Genomic DNA, 23105 nt, shown 5'->3' with positions numbered 1-23105 from the left:
GACCCCGAAAGAGGGATTGACGCACAGTGCTCGACGTCAACTTCTTCGACGAGCTGCGGATCGGCCTTGCCACCGCGGACGACATCCGAACCTGGTCGCACGGCGAGGTCAAGAAGCCGGAGACCATCAACTACCGCACCCTCAAGCCCGAGAAGGACGGACTCTTCTGCGAGAAGATCTTCGGTCCTACCCGGGACTGGGAGTGCTACTGCGGCAAGTACAAGCGTGTCCGCTTCAAGGGCATCATCTGTGAGCGCTGTGGCGTCGAGGTCACGCGCGCCAAGGTGCGCCGTGAGCGGATGGGCCACATCGAGCTTGCCGCTCCCGTCACCCACATCTGGTACTTCAAGGGCGTCCCGTCGCGCCTGGGCTACCTGCTGGACCTCGCGCCGAAGGACCTCGAGAAGGTCATCTACTTCGCCGCGTACATGATCACGTTCGTGGACGACGAGCGCCGCACCCGCGACCTCCCGTCGCTGGAGGCCCACGTCTCCGTCGAGCGCCAGCAGATCGAGAACCGCCGTGACGCGGACCTCGAAGGCCGTGCCAAGAAGCTCGAGACCGACCTGGCCGAGCTCGAGGCCGAGGGCGCCAAGGCCGACGTGCGCCGCAAGGTGCGCGAAGGCGCCGAGCGCGAGATGAAGCAGCTCCGTGACCGCGCCCAGCGCGAGATCGACCGCCTCGACGAGGTGTGGACCCGCTTCAAGAACCTCAAGGTCCAGGACCTCGAGGGCGACGAGCTGCTCTACCGCGAGCTGCGCGACCGCTTCGGCACGTACTTCGACGGTTCGATGGGTGCCGCGGCGCTGCAGAAGCGTCTGGAGTCCTTCGACCTCGAGGAGGAGGCCGAGCGCCTCCGCGAGATCATCCGTACCGGCAAGGGCCAGAAGAAGACCCGTGCGCTCAAGCGCCTCAAGGTCGTCTCCGCGTTCCTGCAGACCAGCAACAGCCCCAAGGGCATGGTTCTGGACTGCGTGCCGGTGATCCCGCCGGACCTGCGTCCGATGGTGCAGCTGGACGGTGGCCGCTTCGCGACCTCCGACCTGAACGACCTGTACCGCCGCGTGATCAACCGCAACAACCGCCTGAAGCGCCTTCTCGACCTCGGTGCCCCCGAGATCATCGTGAACAACGAGAAGCGCATGCTCCAGGAGGCCGTGGACGCCCTCTTCGACAACGGTCGTCGTGGTCGTCCGGTGACCGGTCCCGGCAACCGTCCCCTGAAGTCCCTCAGCGACATGCTGAAGGGCAAGCAGGGTCGATTCCGCCAGAACCTCCTCGGCAAGCGCGTGGACTACTCCGCGCGTTCCGTGATCGTCGTCGGTCCGCAGCTGAAGCTGCACCAGTGCGGCCTGCCCAAGGCCATGGCGCTGGAGCTCTTCAAGCCGTTCGTGATGAAGCGCCTGGTCGACCTGAACCACGCGCAGAACATCAAGAGCGCCAAGCGGATGGTCGAGCGCGGCCGCACGGTCGTGTACGACGTCCTCGAAGAGGTCATCGCCGAGCACCCGGTCCTCCTGAACCGTGCGCCCACGCTGCACCGCCTCGGCATCCAGGCCTTCGAGCCCCAGCTGGTCGAAGGCAAGGCCATCCAGATCCACCCGCTCGTCTGCACCGCGTTCAACGCGGACTTCGACGGTGACCAGATGGCCGTGCACCTGCCGCTCTCCGCGGAGGCGCAGGCCGAGGCCCGCATCCTGATGCTGTCCTCGAACAACATCCTCAAGCCGGCCGACGGCCGTCCGGTCACGATGCCGACCCAGGACATGGTCCTCGGTCTGTTCTTCCTGACCACCGACGGTGAGCTCCGTGACACCAAGGGCGAGGGCCGCGCGTTCGGCTCCACGGCCGAGGCGATCATGGCGTTCGACGCCGGCGAGCTCGCGCTGCAGTCCTCCGTCGACATCCGCTTCCCGGTGGGCACCATCCCGCCGCGCGGCTGGGTGGCGCCGGTTGCCGAAGAGGGCGAGCAGGAGTTCCAGCCGGGCGACAGCTTCCGTCTGCGCACCTCGCTGGGCCGCGCGCTCTTCAACGAGCTGCTGCCCGAGGACTACCCGTTCGTCGACTACTCGGTGGGCAAGAAGCAGCTCTCCGAGATCGTCAACGACCTGGCGGAGCGCTACCCCAAGGTCATCGTGGCGGCGACGCTCGACAACCTGAAGGCGGCCGGCTTCCACTGGGCGACCCGTTCGGGCGTCACCGTGGCCATCTCCGACGTCGTCGTGCCCGAGGCCAAGAAGGCCATCGTCGCGGGCTACGAGGCGATGGACGAGAAGGTCCAGAAGCAGTACGAGCGCGGTCTGATCACCAAGGACGAGCGCACGCAGGAGCTCATCGCGATCTGGACCAAGGCGACCAACGAGGTTGCCGAGGCGATGAACGCGAACTTCCCCAAGACGAACCCCATCTTCATGATGGTTGACTCGGGTGCCCGAGGAAACATGATGCAGATGCGACAGATCGCCGGTATGCGTGGTCTGGTGTCGAACGCGAAGAACGAGACCATCCCGCGTCCGATCAAGGCGTCCTTCCGTGAGGGCCTCACCGTTCTGGAGTACTTCATCTCCACGCACGGTGCCCGTAAGGGTCTGGCGGACACCGCCCTGCGTACCGCCGACTCGGGTTACCTGACCCGTCGTCTGGTGGACGTCTCGCAGGACGTGATCATCCGCGAGGAGGACTGCGGCACCGAGCGCGGCCTGAAGCTGAAGATCGCCGTCCGCGGCGAGGACGGCGTGCTGCGCAAGGCCGACGACGTCGAGACCTCGATCTACGCCCGCATGCTGGCCGAGGACGTCGTCATCGACGGCAAGGTCATCGCGCCGGCCAACGTCGACCTCGGTGACGTCCTCATCGACGCCCTGGTCGCCAACGGCGTCGAGGAGGTCAAGACCCGCTCGGTCCTGACCTGTGAGTCCGCGGTCGGCACCTGTGCCTTCTGCTACGGACGCTCGCTCGCCACCGGCAAGCTGGTCGACATCGGTGAGGCGGTCGGCATCATCGCCGCCCAGTCCATCGGTGAGCCCGGTACCCAGCTGACGATGCGTACCTTCCACACCGGTGGTGTGGCCGGTGACGACATCACGCAGGGTCTGCCGCGTGTCGTCGAGCTCTTCGAGGCCCGTACGCCGAAGGGTGTCGCCCCGATCTCCGAGGCCGCCGGCCGCGTGCGGATCGAGGAGACCGAGAAGACGAAGAAGATCGTCATCACGCCGGACGACGGCAGCGACGAGACGGCGTTCCCGATCTCGAAGCGCGCCAAGGTCATCGTGAGCGAGGGCGAGCACGTCGAGGTGGGCCAGAAGCTCACCATGGGTGCCACCAACCCGCACGACGTGCTGCGCATCCTCGGTCAGCGTGCCGTCCAGGTCCACCTGGTCGGCGAAGTCCAGAAGGTCTACAACTCGCAGGGCGTGTCGATCCACGACAAGCACATCGAGATCATCATCCGGCAGATGCTGCGCCGCGTGACGATCATCGAGTCCGGCGACGCGGAGCTCCTGCCGGGCGAGCTGGTCGAGCGGTCGAAGTTCGAGACCGAGAACCGTCGTGTGGTCACCGAGGGCGGTCACCCCGCCTCCGGCCGTCCGCAGCTGATGGGTATCACCAAGGCCTCGCTGGCGACGGAATCCTGGCTGTCGGCCGCCTCCTTCCAGGAGACGACCCGAGTCCTGACGGATGCGGCGATCAACGCCAAGTCCGACAGCCTCATCGGCCTCAAGGAGAACGTCATCATCGGTAAGCTCATCCCGGCCGGTACGGGCCTCGCCCGCTACCGCAACATCCGGGTCGAGCCCACCGAAGAGGCCAAGGCAGCGATGTACTCGGCCGTCGGCTACGACGACATCGACTACTCGCCCTTCGGCACCGGCTCCGGCCAGGCTGTCCCGCTGGAGGACTACGACTACGGCCCGTACAACGGCTAAAGGTTCGTAAGGGAAACCCCCCGCAGCTCCGAGAGGAGCGGCGGGGGGTTTCCTCGTTCCCGGGGGGTCCCGGCGGCTCCCGGGGGACCGGGACGCGGTCGGGGTCTCAGGTGCGGCGGCGGCGCAGGGAGGTGGCCGTGGTGGCTGCCAGGAGCAGTAGGGCCAGGGTGGCGCCTGCGAGGCCCGGGGTGAGGCCCTTGGGGGTGAAGGTGCAGGAGAGCTTGTTCTTGCCGGGGGTGAGGGGCAGGGCGACCAGGCCGTGGAAGTTCTGGACCGGGGCCGAGCACTGCCAGCCGGGGACGGCCGTCATCGCGAGGACCGCGGTGCCGGTGGCGCCCTGGGGGAGGGTGGCCTCGATGGTGTGGCCGCCCGTGGTCACCTCGGTGGCGCCGGTGGCCTTCAGGTGGGCGACCTGCCGGTCCAGGGCCGCGCGGTCCAGGCAGCCGAGGGGGTGCTCGCCGGCCGTCGCGCCCTGGGTGCGGGTGTCGACCGTGACGTCGACCCGGCCGGAGGCGGGCACCTCGCCGAGGGGGACGACACCCGTCATCAGGTCCTCGAGGGGCCTCTGCGTGCCGCCGGAGGCGAGGGTGCCGTAGAGGGCGGGGGAGAACCAGTAGGCCTCGGAGCCGGGCGTGCAGGTGGCCGCGTACGTCTGCTCGGTGGCGCTGCCCCCGCGGGTGACCGGGGGGACCTGGTAGACGGTGGCGCCCAGGACGTTCTCCTGGCGGGAGTAGACGCTGTCCGCCGGGTTGGGGGAGGTGTACGGGGCGCTGCGCACGGTGACGAGGGGCGGCGCCGGGAACGTCGAGCCGGTCCAGCCGCCCGGGGCGGCGCCCGGGCGGACCCGCGCGCCGATGGAGAAGATCGCGTCGAGCACCGGGTTGTCGGCGCCGAAGAAGGTCCGGCCGTCGTTCTTGTAGCCGTAGCCGAGCGGCTCCAGTGCCCGGTACGTCGCCTCCGGGAGGTAGCTGCTGTAGTACTGCGGGCCCTCCGAGCGGAGCGCGAGGGCGTCGTTGTACGAGGTCTGCGGCGCGCCGGAGTCGGTCCGCCAGGCGGGCCAGCCGTCCACGTCCCGGACGGCGTCGAAGTGCTCGTTGATCGACTTGCTGGAGGTCGCGGTCGGCTTCGCCCAGCGTTCGCGGGCCCGGCGGGCGTCCGCGTTGGCCGCGGCCGCCGTGGACTCGGCGAGGACGACGCCGACCATCAGCGCGGCCGCCACGGGGAGCAGTGCGCGGCGCTTCCCGCTCAGCGCGAGCAGGACCAGGGCCAGCAGCGACACGGCCCCGCCGCCGAGCACGGCCGGCCAGGTCCAGCCGCCGAAGTCGTTGGTGTGCCGGAGCACGAAGGTTGCCGCGACCAGCAGCGCGGCCGCGAGGGCCAGGTGCAGCGGGCGCGGCCGGTGGGCCAGTGCCAGCCAGGCCAGGACGACCACCATCCCGCTGAACACGAAGGCCTCGCGGTACGGGTTGCCGTTCGGCACCGCGAGCCCGTGCCACACGTACTGCGTGGGCGGGAACTGGAACGAGACGACGACGAGCAGGGTCGCGGCCGCCCACACCAGCCGGGTCTTCTTCGCGATGGCGGTGTTGAACAGGAAGGTGGCGGCGAGGATCAGGCCCAGCGAGGCCACGTAGAGGCGCGGCCGGCCGCCCCACAGGTGGGTGGCCGGGAGCATGCCGGCCAGGAAGATCTCGATCCGGACCGGGTCGAAGGCGGCCGCCTGGGTGGGCTGCGCCGAGCCGCTGGACAGGAAGGACGGCAGGAGCAGGGGGAGGGTCAGCAGGATCCCGGTCGCGGCGGCCGTCGCGGCGCGCCACAGCGCGCGCAGCCGTTCGGCGCCGGTCATGTCGCGGGTGACCAGGCGGATGGCGAGCAGTACGCAGGCGGCCATCGTGGCCATCATCGCCGTGTAGAAGTTCCCGTACCAGGCGAGCGCGACCAGCAGGGCCGCGCCCGGCCAGCGGCGCCCCTCCAGGCACCACTCCACGGCGATGCCGAGCATCGGGAGGGCGACCAGGCCCCACAGCCACATGGGGATGTACGAGGCGTCGCTGAGGGCCCAGCCGCACAGGCCGTAGCAGGCGCCGAGGACGCCGCGCTGCCACCAGGGGCCGGGTTGCAGCTTGCCGAGGTACACCGTCATCAGGGCGGCGGCGGTGCCCATCGTGATCGGGGTGATCGCGAAGACGGCGAGGTCGACGTGGGCGCGCGAGACCAGGACGGCCAGCCACGAGAAGGGGTTGCCGAGGTAGGTGTGGTAGTCGGACAGGAACTGCTGTCCGAAGCCGCCGCGCCAGGTGAAGAGCAGGTCGCCGGCGGCCTGTCCGTGGGCCAGGTCCCACAGGGCGCGGTGGAAGGGCACGTACTGGTTGGCCTGGTCGTTGATGGCCCGGCCGGTGTTGCCGAAGGGGAAGGTGCCGCGGGCCGCCCAGGCGGCGCAGAAGGCTCCCGAGGTGATCAGGAAGGCGAGCAGCGGTCCGTACAGGCGTACGAGGCGCGGGTGCCTGCGGCGGCGCGGCGCGGAGGGGTCCCGGCCGCCTTCGGGGGGCGGGCTGTCCGCCGTCGCCGGCTCCGAGGTGACCGTCCCCAATGTCCCGCTCCCTGGTGGTCGTGCCGTTTGGGCTGAATCGCTCGGCAGTTTAGTTCGCCGGGCGGGGGCGTGATCTCTGCCCGCCCCCTGGCGCGGGGCCGGGCCGGGTGGGGTGCCGGGGTCCGCGCGTACGCTCGTACGGGTGCTGACCTGGCCGTCCGTATCACGCCACTACCACATCCGCGAGTCGGCAGGGTCGCGCGGGGGTGTCGCCCGTGCGGCGCACGGGTCGTGGGGGTCCGCGGGCCCGCACGCCCGGGCTTTTGTTTTGACCGGAGTGGATGCGGTAGGTACGCTCAGACCTTGTGCCTGGGGTGTGCCTGGGCTCCCGTGCGTGTCCATCAACCGCAGGAGAGCCCGTATCGGCCACCGCGATCCATGCGTTTCCGTGCTTGCGCGGAGGTCCGCCGGATCCGACACACCCGACCGCGTGGGTCGGCAAAGTTCCAGGTTAGCTTCACTACACGGCACACAGAAACCGGAGAAGTAGTGCCTACGATCCAGCAGCTGGTCCGTAAGGGCCGGCAGGACAAGGTCGAGAAGACAAAGACTCCCGCGCTTGAGGCTTCGCCCCAGCGTCGCGGCGTCTGCACGCGTGTGTTCACGACCACCCCGAAGAAGCCGAACTCGGCGCTGCGTAAGGTCGCGCGTGTGCGTCTGACCTCTGGCATCGAGGTCACCGCTTACATTCCGGGTGAGGGACACAACCTGCAGGAGCACTCGATCGTGCTCGTGCGTGGTGGCCGTGTGAAGGACCTGCCGGGTGTTCGTTACAAGATCATCCGCGGTGCGCTTGACACCCAGGCTGTCAAGAACCGCAAGCAGGCCCGCAGCCGCTACGGCGCCAAGAAGGAGAAGTAAGAATGCCTCGTAAGGGCCCCGCCCCGAAGCGCCCGGTCATCATCGACCCGGTCTACGCATCTCCTCTGGTGACGTCGCTCATCAACAAGATCCTCCTGAACGGCAAGCGCTCCACCGCCGAGCGCATCGTCTACGGCGCCATGGAAGGCCTCCGCGAGAAGACCGGCAACGACCCGGTCATCACGCTGAAGCGCGCGCTGGAGAACGTCAAGCCGTCCCTCGAGGTCAAGTCCCGCCGTGTCGGTGGCGCGACCTACCAGGTCCCCGTCGAGGTCAAGCCGGGTCGCCAGTCGACCCTGGCCCTCCGCTGGCTCGTGGGTTACTCCCGCGCCCGTCGTGAGAAGACCATGACCGAGCGCCTCATGAACGAGCTGCTCGACGCCTCCAACGGTCTTGGCGCTGCCGTCAAGAAGCGCGAGGACACGCACAAGATGGCCGAGTCCAACAAGGCCTTCGCGCACTACCGCTGGTAGTCCCAACCCACATCGAGACCGAGAGAAGACTGAGCCGATATGGCTACCACTTCGCTTGACCTGGCCAAGGTGCGCAACATCGGCATCATGGCTCACATCGACGCGGGCAAGACGACCACCACCGAGCGCATCCTGTTCTACACCGGTGTGTCTTACAAGATCGGTGAAGTCCACGACGGCGCTGCCACGATGGACTGGATGGAGCAGGAGCAGGAGCGCGGCATCACGATCACGTCCGCCGCGACGACCTGCCACTGGCCGCTCGAGGACGTCGACCACACCATCAACATCATCGACACCCCGGGTCACGTTGACTTCACGGTCGAGGTGGAGCGTTCGCTCCGCGTCCTCGACGGTGCCGTCACCGTGTTCGACGGTGTCGCGGGTGTGGAGCCGCAGTCCGAGACCGTTTGGCGTCAGGCGGACCGCTACGGCGTCCCGCGCATCTGCTTCGTCAACAAGCTCGACCGCACCGGCGCCGAGTTCCACCGCTGCGTCGACATGATCAAGGACCGCCTTGGCGCGGTTCCGATCGTCATGCAGCTCCCCATCGGTGCCGAGGCCGACTTCCAGGGTGTCGTCGACCTCGTCACGATGAAGGCGTTCGTCTGGTCCGCCGAGGCGACCAAGGGCGAGATGTACGACATCGTCGACATCCCGGCCACGCACACCGAGGCCGCTGAAGAGTGGCGCGGCAAGCTGGTCGAGACCGTCGCCGAGAACGACGACGAGATCATGGAGCTGTTCCTCGAGGGCAACGAGCCCTCCGTCGAGCAGCTGCACGCCGCCGTGCGTCGCATCATCCTGAACTCCGGCAAGGGCAAGGGCGAGCCCACGATCACCGCGGTGTTCTGTGGCACGGCGTTCAAGAACAAGGGCGTTCAGCCCCTGCTCGACGCCGTCGTCCGCTACCTGCCGTCGCCGCTGGACATCGAGGCCATCGAGGGCCACGACGTCCGCGACGCCGAGGTGGTCGTGAAGCGCAAGCCGTCCGACGAGGAGCCCCTCGCCGCGCTCGCGTTCAAGATCATGAGCGACCCGCACCTCGGCAAGCTCACCTTCGTCCGGGTTTACTCGGGCCGCCTGGAGGCCGGCACTGCGGTGCTGAACTCCGTCAAGGGCAAGAAGGAGCGCATCGGCAAGATCTACCGCATGCACGCGAACAAGCGTGAGGAGATCGACTCGGTGGGCGCCGGCGACATCGTCGCCGTCATGGGCCTGAAGCAGACCACCACCGGTGAGACGCTGTGCGACGACAAGCAGCCCGTGATCCTGGAGTCCATGGACTTCCCGGCTCCGGTCATCCAGGTCGCCATCGAGCCCAAGTCCAAGGGTGACCAGGAGAAGCTGGGTGTCGCCATCCAGCGTCTCGCGGAGGAGGACCCCTCCTTCCACGTTCACTCGGACGAGGAGACGGGCCAGACCATCCTCGGCGGTATGGGCGAGCTGCACCTCGAGGTGCTGGTCGACCGTATGAAGCGCGAGTTCAAGGTCGAGGCCAACGTCGGCAAGCCGCAGGTCGCGTACCGCGAGACGATCCGCAAGGCCGTCGAGCGTCACGACTACACCCACAAGAAGCAGACCGGTGGTACCGGTCAGTTCGCCAAGGTGCAGATCGCGATCGAGCCCATCACCGAGACCGACGGTCCGGCGTACGAGTTCGTGAACAAGGTCACCGGTGGACGCGTCCCGAAGGAGTACATCCCTTCGGTCGACGCCGGTGCGCAGGAGGCCATGCAGTTCGGCATCCTGGCCGGCTACGAGATGACGGGCGTTCGCGTCACGCTTCTCGACGGTGGCTACCACGAGGTCGACTCCTCCGAGCTCGCGTTCAAGATCGCCGGTTCGCAGGCCTTCAAGGAGGCCGCGCGCAAGGCTTCTCCCGTGCTCCTTGAGCCGATGATGGCCGTCGAGGTCACCACGCCCGAGGACTACATGGGTGACGTCATCGGCGACATCAACTCCCGCCGTGGCCAGATCCAGGCCATGGAGGAGCGTCACGGCGCTCGCGTCGTCAAGGGCCTCGTGCCGCTTTCGGAGATGTTCGGCTACGTCGGCGACCTCCGCAGCAAGACCTCGGGTCGCGCCAGCTACTCGATGCAGTTCGACTCCTACGCCGAGGTTCCCCGGAACGTCGCCGAGGAGATCATCGCGAAGGCCAAGGGCGAGTAACTCTTCCGAGTTCACGTTTTAGGCTTGCCACCGGAGCCTCTGGGGCAACAGGAGTAATCTCCCGTTGCCCCGGGGGAACCGGCTATCCAGCAAAGATCACCTGGCGCCGACGAGTTAAGGCGTACAGAACCACTCTCAGGAGGACCCCGTGGCGAAGGCGAAGTTCGAGCGGACTAAGCCGCACGTCAACATCGGCACCATCGGTCACATTGACCACGGTAAGACGACCCTCACGGCCGCCATTACCAAGGTGCTGCACGACAAGTACCCGGACCTGAACGCGGCCTCGGCGTTCGACCAGATCGACAAGGCTCCTGAGGAGCGCCAGCGCGGTATCACCATCTCCATCGCGCACGTCGAGTACCAGACCGAGGCGCGTCACTACGCCCACGTCGACTGCCCGGGTCACGCTGACTACATCAAGAACATGATCACCGGTGCCGCGCAGATGGACGGCGCGATCCTCGTGGTCGCCGCCACCGACGGCCCGATGCCGCAGACCAAGGAGCACGTGCTCCTGGCCCGCCAGGTCGGCGTTCCGTACATCGTTGTCGCCCTGAACAAGGCCGACATGGTGGACGACGAGGAGATCCTGGAGCTCGTCGAGCTCGAGGTCCGTGAGCTGCTCTCCGAGTACGACTTCCCGGGCGACGACCTGCCGGTCGTCCGCGTCTCCGCGCTGAAGGCCCTCGAGGGCGACGCCGAGTGGGGCGAGAAGCTCATCGGCCTCATGGACGCTGTCGACGAGGCCATCCCGACCCCGCCGCGTGACACCGAGATGCCGTTCCTCATGCCCGTCGAGGACGTCTTCACGATCACCGGTCGCGGTACGGTCGTCACCGGCCGTATCGAGCGTGGTGTCCTGAAGGTCAACGAGACCGTCGACATCATCGGTATCAAGGAAGAGAAGACCACCACCACGGTCACCGGTATCGAGATGTTCCGCAAGCTCCTCGACGAGGGCCAGGCGGGCGAGAACGTCGGTCTGCTCCTCCGTGGCATCAAGCGCGAGGACGTCGAGCGCGGCCAGGTCATCATCAAGCCCGGTTCGGTCACCCCGCACACCGAGTTCGAGGCCCAGGCCTACATCCTGTCGAAGGACGAGGGTGGTCGTCACACCCCCTTCTTCAACAACTACCGCCCGCAGTTCTACTTCCGTACCACCGACGTCACGGGTGTCGTCACCCTGCCGCAGGGCACGGAGATGGTCATGCCGGGCGACAACACCGAGATGACGGTCGCGCTGATCCAGCCGGTCGCCATGGAGGAGGGCCTGAAGTTCGCCATCCGTGAGGGTGGTCGTACCGTGGGCGCCGGCCAGGTCACCAAGATCACGAAGTAATTCGTGCTCTGACCTGGTAGCCCGGTCACCGGGCACCAAGTTGCACTGAAGGGCCCCGTCCCACCGCTCCGGCGGAGGGACGGGGCCCTTCGGCGTTCCCGGCGGCCCGCACGACGTGACCCGGATACGGAAGAGGGCCGCACCCCCTCCTCGGGGTGCGGCCCTCTCTCGTACGGCGTAGGCCGGTCAGCTCACGCGGAGCGACTCGGTGAACTCCTTGCAGGCCGCATAGTCGGGCAGCAGCCCGGACGCGATGGCCTCGGCCAGCGACGGCGCGGCCTCGTCGCGGGCGGACAGCTGCGGGACGTCGGCCGGCCACTCGATGCCGAGATCGGCGTCGAGCGGGTGAACCGAGTGCTCGCCGGTCGGGTTGTACGTCTCCGAGCAGAGGTACGAAAGCGTCGCGTCGTCGCTCAGCGCGCAGAAGCCGTGGCCCAGGCCCTCGGGGATGTAGACCGCGCGGCGGTCCACGTCGTCGAGGCGGACGCCCTCCCACCGGCCGAAGGTGGGGGAGCCCACCCGGAGGTCGACGATGACGTCGAGCACGGCGCCGCGCACGCAGGTCACGTACTTGGCCTGGCCGCGCGGCACGTCGGCGAAGTGGATGCCGCGGACCACGCCGGCGGAGGAGACCGAGAGGTTCGCCTGCGCCAGGTTCAGCGGGTGGCCGACGACCTCGGCGAGCCGGTCGAAGCGGTACCACTCGGTGAACAGGCCGCGGGGGTCGCCGTGCAGCTGCGGGGTGACCTCGAAGGCGCCCTCGATGGAGAGCTCGCGGAACTTCATCGCGCGGCCTCCTCGTCGAGCAGGGTCAGCAGGTAGTTGCCGTAACCGCTCTTGGTGAGGGGCTCGGCGAGCGCGCGCAGCTGCGCGGAATCGATCAGGCCGGCCCGCCAGGCCGCCTCCTCGATGCAGCCGATCTTGAAGCCCTGGCGCTCCTCGATGACGCGGACGAACTCGGAGGCCTGGACCATCGAGACGAACGTGCCGGTGTCCAGCCAGGCGGTACCGCGGTCGAGGATGGTGACGTTCAGCTCACCGGCCTGGAGGTACGCGTCGTTGACGGCGGTGATCTCCAGCTCGCCGCGGGCGCTGGGCTTCAGGCCGCGGGCGATCTCGACGACCTGGTTGTCGTAGAAGTACAGGCCCGGCACCGCGTAGCGGGACTTGGGCTTGACCGGCTTCTCCTCGATGGAGATGGCCTGGCCCTTCTCGTCGAACTCCACGACGCCGTACGCCGTCGGGTCCGCCACCGGGTACGCGAACACCCGGCCGCCCTTGGCGTCGGTGTGCTGGGCCAGGCGCGTGCCGAGGCCGCTGCCGTGGAAGATGTTGTCGCCGAGGATGAGCGCGACGGACTCGTCACCGATGAAGTCGGCGCCGAGGACGAAGGCCTGGGCGATGCCCTCCGGACGCTCCTGGACCGCGTACTCCAGCCGCAGGCCGAACTGCGAACCATCGCCGAGCAGGCGCTCGAACTGGTCGCGGTCTTCCGGAGTGGTGATGATCAGGATCTCGCTGATCCCCGCCATCACCAGGGTGGAGAGGGGGTAGTAGATCATCGGCTTGTCGAAGACGGGCAGCAACTGCTTCGAGACTGCCCGGGTCAGCGGCCAGAGTCGGGATCCGGTACCACCGGCCAAGAGGATTCCACGCATGGGGAGAACCCTATGCGAGAGGGCGTGGGGGAGCCGAGCCCAGGGCGTGTGACGTTCGGCGGGCGGCTAGACTCTTCGTATTATGCGCATCCTCGTGACCGGCGGCGCCGGCTTCATCGGTTCAGAATTCGTCCGCCAGCAGCTCGGTGCAGATGCCTCGGCCCGGATCACGGTCTTCGACAAGCTGACCTACTCCGGAGTCGAAGAGAATCTGGCGCCGGTCGCGGACCACCCCGGATACACCTTCGTCAAGGGCGACATCTGCGACGCGGAAGCCGTCGACCAGGTCATGCCCGGTCACGACGTCGTCGTGCACTTCGCCGCCGAGTCCCACGTGGACCGCTCCATCGCGGGCGCGGGCCCCTTCGTGATGACCAACGTGGTGGGTACCCAGGTCCTGCTGGACTCGGCCCGCAAGCACGGCGTCGGCCGCTTCGTCCACATCTCCACGGACGAGGTCTACGGCTCGATCAGCGAGGGCTCCTGGACGGAGGAGTGGCCGCTGGTGCCGAACTCCCCTTACTCCGCCTCCAAGGCGTCGTCCGACCTGCTGGCGCTGGCCTACCACCGCACGCACGGCATGGACGTGGTGGTCACCCGCTGCTCCAACAACTACGGGCACTACCAGTTCCCGGAGAAGGTCATCCCGCTGTTCGTCTCCAACCTGATGGACGGCAAGAAGGTCCCGCTGTACGGCAACGGCGGCAACGTCCGCGACTGGCTGCACGTCTCCGACCACTGCCGCGGCATCGACCTGGCCATGCGCAAGGGCCGGGCCGGCGAGGTCTACAACATCGGCGGCGGCACCGAGCTCACCAACAAGGAGCTCACCGGCGTGCTGCTCGAGGCCGCGGGCCTCGGCTGGGAGATGGTCGAGCAGGTCGAGGACCGCAAGGGCCACGACCTCCGCTACTCCATCGACATCAGCAAGATCGGCGCCGAGCTCGGCTACGCCCCGCAGGTCACCTTCGAGGACGGCATCAAGGCCACGATCGAGTGGTACCGCGAGAACCGTGCCTGGTGGGAGCCCCTCAAGGTGAAGGCAGCGCTGCAGAAGTGACCTCCCGAACCACGGCCACGCGCTGGCTCGTCACCGGCGCCGCCGGGATGCTCGGCCAGGACCTCCTGGCCGTCCTGAAGGACTCCGGCATCGAGGCCGTCGGCCTCGGCCGGGCCGACCTCGACATCACCGACCCGGCGGCCGTCCGGGCCGCCGTCGAGGGCGTCGCCGTGGTCGTCAACTGTGCCGCCTGGACCGACGTGGACGGAGCGGAGACGGCCGAGGAGGCCGCCACCGCCGTCAACGGCACCGGCGTACGGGTCCTCGCCGGGGCCTGCGCCGCGGCCGGTGCCCGCCTGCTGCACGTCTCCACCGACTACGTGCTGCCCGGCGACGCCTCGCAGCCGTACGCCGAGGACGCCGAGACCGGCCCGGTCAACGCCTACGGGCGGACCAAGCTGGTCGGCGAGCAGGCCGTCGCCGAGCTGCTGCCGCAGGACGGCTACGTCGTCCGCACCGCCTGGCTGTACGGCGAGCACGGGCCGAACTTCGTCGCCACCATGCTGAAGCTGGCCGCCCAGCGGGACACCCTGGACGTCGTCGACGACCAGCACGGCCAGCCCACCTGGTCGTACGCGCTGGCCCGCCGGCTGGTCGAGCTGGGGCAGGCCGCGCTGGCGGGCCGTGCCCCCGGCGGCGTCTACCACGGCACCGCGAGCGGCCGCACGACCTGGCTCGGCCTGGCCCGCGAGGCCTACCGGCTGGGCGGCCTGGACCCGGAGCGGATCCGCCCGACCACCTCGGCCGCGTTCGTGCGCCCCGCCGTCCGGCCCTCCTTCAGCGTGCTCGGACACGACCGCTGGGCCGAAGCGGGCCTGGCGCCCCTCGCCGACTGGCGGGAGCAGCTCGCCGAAGCCCTCGGCACCCCGGTCTTCGCCGCACTGGCCACGCAGGCCCGGGACGGCCGGGCGGGATGAGAACCCTGCTGAACAAGCTGACCGCGGCGCTGCCGCCGGGCACCGTCGCGGTGGCCGGCGGCACCGTCGTGCTCGGCGCGGCCTCCTACGTCCACCTGGGCGTGGCCGGCCACAGCCTGTCCGCACAGGACATGGCGAACGTCTCGGTGCTGTGGACGATCGTGATGTCCATCGGCATCGGCGTGTTCTTCCCCATCGAGCAGGAGCTCACCCGGATCGTCTCCGCCCGCGTGGTCCTCGGCCAGGGCACCACCCCGGTGCTGCGCCGGGCCACCCTGCTGACCGCGGGGATGCTCGGCGCGACCCTGCTCGTCCTGGGCCTGGGCGCGGGCCCGATCGCCGACCTGCTCTTCCAGGGCGACCGCTCCCTGGTGGCGGCGCTCGGCGGTGCCTTCGCCGGCATGGCCGTCTGCTACCTGACCCGCGGCGTCCTGGCCGGCCTCGGCCGCTTCGCCGCGTACGGCACGCAGCTCGCGATCGACGGCGGCCTGCGGATCGTGCTGGCCTTCGGCTGCGCGCTGGCCGGGCTGCACTCCGCGCTCGCCTTCAGCCTGGTCCTGGCCATCGCGCCGGTCATCGCGACGCTGGCCACCCTGCCGGCGCTGCTGCGCGCCATCGGCCCCGGCGAGCCGATCGCCTGGCGCGAGCTGTGCAACGGCCTGGGCCTGCTGATCTGCGCGACCCTGCTGTCGCAGGCCGTCGTCAACGCGGCGGTCCTGAGCACCAAACTGCTGGCCCCGACCGACAGCGTGCTGATCGCGGCGCTGCTGAGCGCGCTGGTCCTGGCGCGGGTGCCGCTCTTCGTCTTCGGCTCGCTCCAGGCCTCGCTGCTGAGCGGCCTCACCGCGGCCTTCACCGCCGGGGACCGGGCCGCGTTCTGGGCGATGCTGCGCCGGATCGCGCTGGTCGTCGGCGGGCTCGGCCTGCTCGGCGGGGTGCCCGCCACCGCGCTCGGCCCGTGGCTGATCGAGGTGCTCTTCGGCGCCAAGCCGCGGCTGGGCTGCTTCGACTTCTTCCTGATGTCCGCGGGCACCGTGGCGTACATGTTCGCGATGGTCCTCGGACAGGCGCTCATGGTATTCAAGCGGCACAACCTGCAACTGCTGTGCTGGGCCCTCGGAACCGCGGTCCTGGTGGGCATCACGCTGATTCCGGGGGACGTGGCCGTGCGCGTGATCGTTGCCTACGCAGTCGGCTCCCTCGCCACCGTGCTCGCTATGCTGGCAGCGCTGAGGCTGAGCTTCCCCGGAGCGGCTGCGGCAGCCACCGAAGCGCCCGGGCAGATGTCCGACACAGGCCGCCTGGGCGTGGGCGCGGTCGGAAAATGACCCTGCCTGCCCACGACGTCACACCGATCACCGAGCACTCGTTTGTGCCACATTCCGCTGGAGCTACCGTGTCCGATTACGACGATGTCTGGCTGGTCATACCGGCCTATAACGAGGGCCAGGTGATCGCCGACGTGGTCGAGGGGGCCCGCAAGACGTTCCCCAACATCGTCGTCGTCGACGACGGCAGCACGGACGACTCGGCCCGGCACATCGCCACCACCGGTGCGCACCTGGTGCGCCACCCCGTCAACCTCGGCCAGGGCGCGGCCCTGCAGACCGGCCTCACCTACGCGCTCGCCCAGCCCGGCGCCCGCTACTTCGCCACCTTCGACGCGGACGGCCAGCACCAGACCAAGGACGTCGAGACGATGGTCGCGGTGCTGCGCCGCGACGAGGCGGACGTCGTCCTCGGCTCCCGCTTCATCGAGCAGAACGGCCAGGTGCCGTGGATCAAGCAGGTGGTGCTGCGTACGGCCGCCGCGGTCAGCCCCACCGCCCGCAAGCTCAAGCTCACCGACGCGCACAACGGTCTGCGCGTCCTGGGCCGTGTGGCCGCCGAGCAGCTGAACATCACCATGAACGGCATGGCGCACGCGTCCGAGCTCGTCGGCTTCCTGGCCGGCTCCGACCTGCGGGTCACCGAGGTCCCGGTGGACATCCTCTACACCGATTACTCACGCGCCAAGGGTCAGTCCCTGATCAACGGCGTCAACATCCTTTTTGACATTTCGCTGCGGGAGCGTGGGCGTCGATGAAGTACTTCTGGATCCAGCTGCTGCTGATCCTCGGCTCGGTGTCCATGGCACTCATGTTCATCCGGACCTGGAGCCAGGCGAAGAACCGGGCGTGGAAGCGCATAGCGTTCTCGGTGTTCGTGGTGGTCAACGTCTACGCGGTGCTCCGCCCGACGGACGTCACCTGGCTCGCCCAGCAGCTCGGCGTCGGCCGAGGCACCGACCTGGTGCTCTACGTGATGGTGCTCGCGATGGGCTTCCTCACGCTCAACACCTTCCTGCGCTTCCGGTCGCTGGAGAAGAAGATCACCGACCTGGCGCGGACCGTGGCCATCAACGAGGGCGTCCGGCACAACGACGAGCGCCTCGGGCAGGACCCGGTCACGGGCTCCGTCGAGGGCTCCGGCGCGGCCGCGGGTGCCGACGTCGACTCCGACTCCGTGAAGGCCTGACGCTCCATGGTGACCTTCGACTTCATGCTCCCCTACTACGGGGACGTGCAGCTGATGCAGGACGCCGTCCGCAGCGTCCTGGCGCAGACCGACCGGGACTTCCGGCTCGTCGTCATCGACGACGGCAAGGAGCCGGACGTACCCGGCTGGTTCGAGCGGCTCGGCGACGAGCGGGTCCACTACACCCGCAACGAGCAGAACCTCGGCATCACCAAGAACTTCCAGAAGTGCGTGGAGCTCTCCGAGGCCGACTACGTCGTCATCATGGGCTGCGACGACATCCTGCACCCGCACTACCTGGAGACCGTTCGCGGGATCATCGGCGCCCACCCGGGCGTCGGCATGGTCCAGCCGGGCGTCGAGGTCATCGACGGCTCGGGCCGGGTCATGCAGGGCGGCCTGGCCGACAACACCAAGAAGCGGCTGTACGCGCCGCAGGTGAAGGGCCGCCGCCTGATGGGCGGGGAGGAGCTGGCCGCCAGCGTGCTGCGCGGCAACTGGCTGTACTTCCCGTCGATCTCCTGGCGCGGCGAGGCGCTGCGCAAGATCAACTTCCGCGACGACTACTCCGTGATCCAGGACCTCGCGCTGGTCGTCGACCTGCTGGAGGCCGGTGAGGAGATGGTGATCGACAACTCGACCACCGTCTTCCAGTACCGCCGCCACGCGGTCAGCGAGTCCTCGGTGCAGGCCTTCTCCGGGACCCGCTTCGCCGAGGCCGAGCGGTACTTCACCGCGGTCGCCGCGCGCATGGACGCCCGCGGCTGGCCCAAGGCCGCCCGCGCCGCCCGCTTCCACAGCGCCTCCCGCCTGCACGCGCTCACCATGCTCCCCGGCGCCCTGCGCCGCGGGCACCGGGAGGGCGCCCGCACCCTGGCGAAACACGCCTTCACCTCCGGCCAGAACTGAGCCGGCACGCCGCCGCACACCACGAAACGGACTGAGATGACGCACCTGGCTCCCGAGGAGGTCGGTGAGGCCGGCGCTCCGGCGCCCCGCCCCGCCCCGACAGCGGAAGGAAAGAACCGCCTGTCCTCCTCGCGGGGCCCGGCGTGGCTCTCCCGGCGCTGGGTGCTCCCGGTGGCCGAGGCCGTCGTCAGCCTCCTGGCGGCCCTCGGGTTCACGCTGCTCAGCACGTACATCAGCGTGAACCCGCTCATCCGGGTCGGCCAGGTCAGCGGTCTCGCCAAGCTCCAGCAGTACGCGGCCGTCCTCGCCCTGCCGCTGCTCGCCGTCCTGCTGTACACCGCGTACCGCGGGCACCTGCGCCGCCACCAGACGCTCAAGCGCCTGGTCTGCGCCGCGCTGGCCGGACTCGCCACCGGCGTACTGGCCGGCGGCGTGGTCGTCGCCCTGCGCGGTACGCCCTGGGGCCTCGGCGGCCAGGAGGGCGACCCGAGCGCGCTGATCGCCATGGCGAACTCGTTCCTTCACGGCGAGAGCATGTCGGGCATCTACCCGCCGCTGTTCCCCGGCCTGATGGCCGTCTGGGCGAAGATCCGCTACGACATGCCCGGCGGCACCGGGTTCGCGCTGAAGGACTTCCAGATCTTCTTCACCGCGATCGCGGGCCCGATGGCGTACCTGGCCTGGCGGCTGCTGCTCCGGCCGTTCTGGGCGCTGCTCATCGCCGTGCCCTCGGCCATCCTCTTCATGGACCCGATCCGCCCGTACAGCCACGCCAGCATGCTCGTCCTGCTGCCGCTGCTCGGCTACTGCCTGCGCGAGATGCGCCGCTCCGCCGAGCGGCCGCTGCGCCGGTCGCTGCTGCGCGGCGCGGTCCTCGGCCTGGCCTTCGGCGTGGTCTTCCTCTGGTATTCCGGCTGGTACGTCTGGGCCGCGCCCGGGGTGTTCGTGCTCGCGCTGTTCCTCTTCCCCTGGCGCGCCGGGAAGACGGCGGTCAAGCGGGCCGGCGCGTTCGTCGGCGTCACCCTGCTGACGGCCGGTGTCGTCGGCGCTCCGCTGATCTACCAGATGGCCCGGCTCGGTTCCCAGACCCCGGACCGCTACGCCTTCCTGGCCGTGTACGTCGACCCGACGTACGTGCTGGGCTGGGTGTCCGACCGGTCCGGGAAGCTGGAGTACCAGACCTGGCCGGTGGCCGGCGAGATGGCGGGCCAGAGCGGATTCGCCCTGCTGCTGCTGTTCGCCGTGGGCCTGGGCATCGGCCTGGCGCTGCGCAACACCATGGTCCTGACCGCCGCGGCCACGCTGGCCGGCGCCTGGCTGGCCCGTTTCTGGTTCGCCGGGAACATGGCGCAGGACAAGGCCGTGCAGCTCTACCCGCGCACCACCTGGATCATCATGTACTGCATGCTGATCCTGGCGGTCCTCGGCATGATGGCCGTGGTCAACCGGGGCTCGGGCTGGGCCGAGCGGACCCTGCGGCCGAGCGGCGCCGCCCCGGCGGCCCGGGTCGTTCCGCGGCGGGTGGTCGCACAGCTCGCGGCCGGCATGGTGTGCGCGATCGCGCTGTTCGCCGCGATGGGCGCGTCCTGGTCGGTCAACCGGTACATGCCGCAGTCCGACAACATGTCGATGGGCATCGACGCCTGGCGGGCCCACACCATCAAGACGGCGGACGGCACCTGCCCGCGCTACGCGCCGGACAGGAAGAACTGCGCGGACATCGTCACCAACGACTGGCGGCAGAACCCCGACGACGGCGCCCTGTGGTGCGGCGGCATCGGGCCGCTGAACTGGAAGGCCGTGTGCGGGCGCAAGGCGCCGGCCTCGGAGCTGAAGAAGGAAGAGCAGGAGCAGAAGGCGAAGCAGTAGCCTCCCCCCTCCGTACCAACCGAGGACCCCCGGACCGCAGTTCGCCGCGGACCGGGGGTCCTCGTGCGTCCGGGCGCGTCCGTTCCGCTTATGCCCACCCCCCTGTTCGAGCCGTCACCTGCTGCCAGTAGCATCCGGCCGGTCAGGCATGTCTTCTGGCGGACTCACAACAGGGGTTGGGGACAACTTGAAACTAGGTCGTGTGCGCGGTACGGCTCTCGCCGCCGCGCTCGGTGTCGTCGCCGTCTTCGGCATCCAGGGAGTCGCCAACGGCGTCGACGGCGAGGGTGAGGTGTCGCCGTACAGCGCGGCCGCCCGCGAGAAGGGCCCGGTCGAGGGGGAGCTGCACAAGCTCGCGCTGCAGCCCAAGGGCAAGGGCGAGGCCGTCCTCTCCCAGCGGGACACCGCGCCCTTCGGGCTCCTCGGTGTCTCCTGGACCGACCCCGAGGCCGAGGTGAAGGGCAAGATCGAGGCCCGCACCCGGGACGCCGCCAGCGGCAAGTGGTCGAAGTGGAAGGAACTGGAGCAGGCCGAGTCCGGCCTCGACGGCAAGCGCCCCGGCCTGCGCGGCGCGACCGAGCCCGTCTGGGTCGGTCCTTCGGACGGTGCCGAGGTACGGGTGGGCGGCGGCGCCGCCGAGCTGCCCGCCGGCATGGAACTGAACATGGTGGACCCGGGCACGGGCGTGGCGAAGGCCGCGAAGGCCAAGAAGAAGGGCTCCCTCGGCATGGGGACGGCCTCCTTCGCGCTTCCCGCCGCCGACCCGGCCCCCACGACGCCGGGACCGGAGTCGACCTCCCCGCGGCCGGACCTGGCCTCGCGCGTGCAGTGGGGCGCCGACGAGTCCCTGAACAACGAGGGCCCGGTCTACCTCCCCGGAGCGAAGGTCAAGGCGCTCTTCGTCCACCACACCGCGTCCAACGCGTCGTACGAGTGCTCCGAGTCCGCGGCCATCGTGCGCAGCCTGCACGTCTACCACGTGAAGACCAACGGCTGGCGGGACCTCGGCTACAACTTCCTCGTCGACAAGTGCGGCAACCTCTTCGAGGGCCGTCAGGGCGGTGTGGACCAGCCCGTCATGGGCGCGCACACCTTCGGCTGGAACCAGGAGTCGACGAGCGTCGCCGTCCTCGGTGACTACACGAACGCCGGGGCCTCGGCCGCGGCGCTCGAAGGCATCTCCAAGGTCGCGGCGTACAAGCTGGGCCAGTACGACGGCGACATGAACGGCACCACGACGCTGACCGCCGGCGCCACCCAGCCCAACTTCTTCGGCACCAAGTTCACCGCCGGGCAGCAGTACACCTTCAAGACCGTCTCGGGCCACCGCGACGGCTTCAACACCCAGTGCCCGGGCAACCAGCTCTACCCGCAGCTGGATTCGCTCCGGAAGTCGGGCCCCGCGGCCCAGTTGCAGATCGCCTCGGTGAACGGCGCGGCGGCCACGCCCGGCGCCACCTTCCCGAGCGGCGCGGCCCTCACGGTCGACTGGACCACCAGCACGGCGAGCGGCCAGCTGAGCACCTTCGACGTGCTGGTCGACGGCGAGTCCGTGGCGACCGTCGGCGCGTCCGAGCGCAAGGCGATGGTGGCGGTCACCAACGGCCGCCACGAGGTCCGGGTCAAGGCGACCGCCGCGAACGGCAAGGTCTCCACGAGCCTCGCGGTCAACGTCGACGCCGACGTCAAGGGCGCCAAGTTCGTCCCGCTGTCCCCGAAGCGCCTGATGGACACCCGTGAGGGTCTCGGTGTCCGCAAGGGCCCGGTCGGCTCGGGCGGCGTGGTCACCCTGCCGGTGGCCGCCGCGACCGGTGGCACGCCCACCGCGGTGGTGCTGAACGTGACGGCGACGAACCCGACGGAGCCGAGCTTCGTGTCGGTGTACCCGGGCGGTACGACCCGCTCCAGCGCGTCGAACCTGAACTTCACCCCGGGCAAGACCATCCCCAACCTGGTCGTCGTGCCGGTCGTCAACGGGACCGTCAGCTTCTACAACAACCAGGGCAACGTCGACCTGATCGCCGACATCACCGGCTACTTCACCTCGAGCGGTGAGGGCGCGACGCAGACCAACTTCGGTCCCAAGCGCCTGATGGACACCCGTGAGGGCCTCGGCGTCGCCAAGGGCCCGGTCGGCACCGGCGGCGTGGTCACCCTGCCCGTGGCGGGCGTCGACGGCGTCCCGGCCACCGGCGTCAAGGCCGTGGTGCTGAACGTGACGGCCACGAACCCGACGCAGCCGAGCTTCGTGTCCGTGTACCCGAGCGGTACGACCCGCTCCAGCGCCTCGAACCTGAACTTCACCCCGGGCCAGACGATCCCCAACCTGGTGGTCGTGCCGGTCGTGGACGGGAAGGTCAGCTTCTACAACAACCAGGGCACCGTCGACCTGATCGCCGACATCACGGGCTACTTCTCCGACAGCGACGCGGGCGCCATGCAGGCGAACTTCGGTCCGAAGCGCCTGATGGACACCCGTGCGGGCCTCGGCGTGCGGCAGGGCCCGGTGGCCGGCGGCAGCGTCGTCACCCTGCCGGTGGCGGGCGTGCGCGGCATCCCGGCCACCGGCGTCAAGGCCGTGGTGCTGAACGTGACGGCCACGAACCCGACCGAGGCGAGCTTCGTGTCGGTCTTCCCCAGCGGCACGACCCGTACGAGCGCCTCGAACCTGAACTTCACGGCCGGTCTCACGATCCCCAACCTGGTGGTCGTCCCGGTCGTCGACGGGAAGGTCAGCTTCTACAACAACGCGGGGTCCGTGGATCTCATCGCGGACATCACGGGCTATTTCAGCTAGTGGCCTGAACTGGT

The 23105-nt window shown here is 69.2% G+C and carries 16 protein-coding genes; 13 read left to right on the top strand and 3 right to left on the bottom strand.

The genetic code is table 11. The features are described from left to right. The first annotated feature begins 26 nt into the window (after positions 1-26). Positions 27-3926, top strand: a complete 3900-nt coding sequence (locus ACFWP3_RS24540; protein WP_384224772.1) for a DNA-directed RNA polymerase subunit beta' — start codon at positions 27-29, stop codon at positions 3924-3926. 106 nt (positions 3927-4032) lie between these two features. Here ACFWP3_RS24540 and ACFWP3_RS24535 read toward each other — a convergent pair whose 3' ends face one another. Then, positions 4033-6516 (bottom strand): YfhO family protein, encoded by a 2484-nt coding sequence (locus ACFWP3_RS24535; protein ID WP_384224770.1) that lies wholly within the window; start codon positions 6514-6516, stop codon positions 4033-4035. 489 nt (positions 6517-7005) lie between these two features. On the opposite strand from ACFWP3_RS24535, the gene rpsL reads away from it, so the two are divergent. The 4 genes from rpsL to tuf all read left to right on the top strand — a co-directional run bounded on the left by rpsL (position 7006) and on the right by tuf (position 11364). Beyond that, complete coding sequence (rpsL, locus tag ACFWP3_RS24530) at positions 7006-7377, top strand: 30S ribosomal protein S12 (protein WP_007265893.1); 372 nt, start codon at positions 7006-7008, stop codon at positions 7375-7377. Between the two features lie 2 nt (positions 7378-7379). Further along, positions 7380-7850, top strand: coding sequence for a 30S ribosomal protein S7 (gene rpsG / locus ACFWP3_RS24525; RefSeq protein ID WP_007265894.1), 471 nt, complete (start codon positions 7380-7382; stop codon positions 7848-7850). Positions 7851-7889: 39 nt separating this feature from the next. After that, on the top strand, positions 7890-10022 hold the full coding sequence (gene fusA / locus ACFWP3_RS24520) for an elongation factor G (protein WP_384224767.1): 2133 nt from the start codon (positions 7890-7892) through the stop codon (positions 10020-10022). Positions 10023-10170: 148 nt separating this feature from the next. Beyond that, positions 10171-11364: an elongation factor Tu gene (gene tuf / locus ACFWP3_RS24515; RefSeq protein ID WP_384224765.1), complete on the top strand. Its 1194-nt coding sequence runs from the start codon at positions 10171-10173 to the stop codon at positions 11362-11364. Between the two features lie 186 nt (positions 11365-11550). On the opposite strand, the gene rfbC is transcribed toward tuf, so the two are convergent. Both rfbC and rfbA read right to left on the bottom strand, forming a co-directional pair. After that, the gene (rfbC, locus tag ACFWP3_RS24510) at positions 11551-12150 is read right to left on the bottom strand and encodes a dTDP-4-dehydrorhamnose 3,5-epimerase (RefSeq protein WP_384224762.1); all 600 of its coding nucleotides are present in this window, start codon (positions 12148-12150) and stop codon (positions 11551-11553) included. Next, positions 12147-13022: a glucose-1-phosphate thymidylyltransferase RfbA gene (gene rfbA / locus ACFWP3_RS24505; protein WP_384224759.1), complete on the bottom strand. Its 876-nt coding sequence runs from the start codon at positions 13020-13022 to the stop codon at positions 12147-12149. The genes rfbC and rfbA overlap by 4 nt, the downstream gene beginning before the upstream one ends. Before the next feature lie 82 nt (positions 13023-13104). Here rfbA and rfbB point away from each other — a divergent pair, with 82 nt between their 5' ends. The 8 genes from rfbB (at position 13105) to ACFWP3_RS24465 (ending at position 23091) form a co-directional block, all read left to right on the top strand. Continuing rightward, positions 13105-14082, top strand: a complete 978-nt coding sequence (rfbB, locus tag ACFWP3_RS24500) for a dTDP-glucose 4,6-dehydratase (protein ID WP_384224756.1) — start codon at positions 13105-13107, stop codon at positions 14080-14082. A 47-nt stretch (positions 14083-14129) separates the two neighbouring features. Then, positions 14130-14999: a dTDP-4-dehydrorhamnose reductase gene (rfbD, locus tag ACFWP3_RS24495; RefSeq protein WP_384224794.1), complete on the top strand. Its 870-nt coding sequence runs from the start codon at positions 14130-14132 to the stop codon at positions 14997-14999. Beyond that, positions 14996-16327, top strand: coding sequence for a lipopolysaccharide biosynthesis protein (locus tag ACFWP3_RS24490; RefSeq protein WP_384224753.1), 1332 nt, complete (start codon positions 14996-14998; stop codon positions 16325-16327). Before rfbD ends, ACFWP3_RS24490 begins: the two co-directional genes overlap by 4 nt. A 68-nt stretch (positions 16328-16395) precedes the next feature. After that, positions 16396-17085 carry a glycosyltransferase family 2 protein gene (locus ACFWP3_RS24485; RefSeq protein ID WP_384224750.1) on the top strand — a complete coding sequence of 230 codons (690 nt, stop codon included), beginning with the start codon at positions 16396-16398 and terminating at the stop codon, positions 17083-17085. Beyond that, positions 17082-17516 (top strand): DUF2304 domain-containing protein, encoded by a 435-nt coding sequence (locus ACFWP3_RS24480; protein WP_384224747.1) that lies wholly within the window; start codon positions 17082-17084, stop codon positions 17514-17516. The genes ACFWP3_RS24485 and ACFWP3_RS24480 overlap by 4 nt, the downstream gene beginning before the upstream one ends. Before the next feature lie 6 nt (positions 17517-17522). Further along, on the top strand, positions 17523-18425 hold the full coding sequence (locus ACFWP3_RS24475; RefSeq protein ID WP_384224744.1) for a glycosyltransferase family 2 protein: 903 nt from the start codon (positions 17523-17525) through the stop codon (positions 18423-18425). A 36-nt stretch (positions 18426-18461) separates the two neighbouring features. Next, on the top strand, positions 18462-20294 hold the full coding sequence (locus ACFWP3_RS24470; protein ID WP_384224741.1) for a hypothetical protein: 1833 nt from the start codon (positions 18462-18464) through the stop codon (positions 20292-20294). Positions 20295-20496: 202 nt separating this feature from the next. Continuing rightward, positions 20497-23091, top strand: coding sequence for an N-acetylmuramoyl-L-alanine amidase (locus ACFWP3_RS24465; RefSeq protein ID WP_384224738.1), 2595 nt, complete (start codon positions 20497-20499; stop codon positions 23089-23091). The last annotated feature ends 14 nt before the right edge of the window (positions 23092-23105 follow it).

Source organism: Streptomyces sp. NPDC058525 (assembly GCF_042719495.1).
Classification (GTDB): domain Bacteria; phylum Actinomycetota; class Actinomycetes; order Streptomycetales; family Streptomycetaceae; genus Streptomyces.
Note: the sequence above shows the minus strand (reverse complement) of the source record. Positions and strands in the feature narration are given on the sequence as shown.

Coding starts and splice junctions, on each gene's coding strand:
- ACFWP3_RS24490 (WP_384224753.1), top strand. CDS start 14,996: ATGAGAACCCTGCTGAACAAGCTGACCGCGGCGCTGCCGCCGGGCACC.
- rfbA (WP_384224759.1), bottom strand. CDS start 13,022: ATGCGTGGAATCCTCTTGGCCGGTGGTACCGGATCCCGACTCTGGCCG.
- rfbB (WP_384224756.1), top strand. CDS start 13,105: ATGCGCATCCTCGTGACCGGCGGCGCCGGCTTCATCGGTTCAGAATTC.
- fusA (WP_384224767.1), top strand. CDS start 7,890: ATGGCTACCACTTCGCTTGACCTGGCCAAGGTGCGCAACATCGGCATC.
- rfbD (WP_384224794.1), top strand. CDS start 14,130: ATGCTCGGCCAGGACCTCCTGGCCGTCCTGAAGGACTCCGGCATCGAG.
- rpsG (WP_007265894.1), top strand. CDS start 7,380: ATGCCTCGTAAGGGCCCCGCCCCGAAGCGCCCGGTCATCATCGACCCG.
- ACFWP3_RS24475 (WP_384224744.1), top strand. CDS start 17,523: ATGGTGACCTTCGACTTCATGCTCCCCTACTACGGGGACGTGCAGCTG.
- ACFWP3_RS24470 (WP_384224741.1), top strand. CDS start 18,462: ATGACGCACCTGGCTCCCGAGGAGGTCGGTGAGGCCGGCGCTCCGGCG.
- rfbC (WP_384224762.1), bottom strand. CDS start 12,150: ATGAAGTTCCGCGAGCTCTCCATCGAGGGCGCCTTCGAGGTCACCCCG.
- ACFWP3_RS24480 (WP_384224747.1), top strand. CDS start 17,082: ATGAAGTACTTCTGGATCCAGCTGCTGCTGATCCTCGGCTCGGTGTCC.